At 63.3% G+C, this 842-nt stretch carries 1 protein-coding gene; it reads left to right on the forward strand.

All coding sequences use genetic code 11. The features are described 5' to 3' along the window. On the forward strand, positions 1-690 hold a 690-nt coding region (locus VQ02_RS33390), incomplete at its 5' end, for a MobA/MobL family protein (protein ID WP_048448579.1). Positions 691-842: the final 152 nt, after the last annotated feature.

Raw genomic sequence — 842 nt, forward strand, 5'->3', positions numbered from 1 at the left:
TGGAACGCCGTCGAGGCACGGGAAAAGCGTGTCGACTCCCTCGTGGCGCTGCTCTGGTTCGTCGCGCTGCCCCAGGAGTTGTCGACTGAGGATGCTGTTGCATTGGCGCGATCATTCGCCGCCGCGCTCATCAATCGCTGGGGCTGCGCTATCGATCTGACCGTGCGAGATACCGGCTCTCAAAACCGCGTCGGCTACTTGCTCACTACGACGCGTCGGTTTGACGGTACTTGCTTGGGTGAGCAGATCGACTTCGTCGTTAATGCCCAAACTCGGCACAACCGTGGCATTGGGACGTCGCAACGATCCGATTTGCTGGTCATTCGGTCCCTTTGGGCCGATATGGTCAACGCGGCGCTCGCCGCGGCCGGCTTCAGTGCGCGGGTCGATCACCGCAGCCTGAAGGATCAGGGCTTCGATCTCATCCCTCAGAGCCACATGGGTTCGACCGTAGCGCGGCGGACCCGACGCGGCGAGGACATGGACAACAAGACGGGCTCGGTGGATCGCGACATCTACAATGCCAAGCAGATCATGGAGCAGCCGGATATCATCCGGCGCCTGCTCGAAAGCCGCGGGGAGCCCTTCGACGCGCAGAGCGCCAGACGTGCGATCGATCGCTTCGTCGATGATGCGCCCCTGCGAGAAGAGCTTTACCAGCTCGTCATCCCGGAATGCGAGCCCCCTTGAACGCGGCACGTGTCGCAGGCCGCACCAAGGCCGTGAAACGGCCCTTGGATCGAAATCGACGATCACGACGGCCAGGTCGCGGCCGTCATCGATGGAGCGACCCGGTTTGGGTGAGGTCGCTCCAGCGCGGGGGATCACTCCTCCCCGTGGGG

This window comes from Methylobacterium variabile (assembly GCF_001043975.1).
Lineage (GTDB): Bacteria > Pseudomonadota > Alphaproteobacteria > Rhizobiales > Beijerinckiaceae > Methylobacterium > Methylobacterium variabile.